General features: G+C 73.0%; 1 protein-coding gene. It reads right to left on the reverse strand.

The window, feature by feature from the left end; genetic code table 11:
* Window positions 1–315: hypothetical protein (locus JHD82_RS29410; protein ID WP_199140446.1), on the reverse strand; the 315-nt coding region annotated here is incomplete at both ends.

Here is a 315-nt window from a genome sequence, read left to right on the forward strand (position 1 = left end):
ATGCAAGGGCAAGAGAGGATTCGGCGAGGGGGGCGATGGTGGCTTGGGACATGGTTCGAGCATAGCGAAGGCAGCCGTTGCCGGCAGCAGCCGGGTCATCCGACTCGTGTGGCAGGCGGCTCCGTCCCTGTCTCTTATACACATCTGACGCTGCCGACGAAATGCGAACAGTGTAGATCTCGGTGGTGGCCGTATCATTAAAAAAGGGGGGGGGGGGGGGGGGGGGGGGGGGGGGGGGGGGGGGGGGGGGGGGGGGGGGGGGGGGGGGGGGGGGGGGGGGGGGGGGGGGGGGGGGGGGGGGGGGGGGGGGGGGGG

Source organism: Delftia sp. ASV31, from assembly GCF_016428765.1.
GTDB lineage: Bacteria > Pseudomonadota > Gammaproteobacteria > Burkholderiales > Burkholderiaceae_C > Comamonas > Comamonas acidovorans.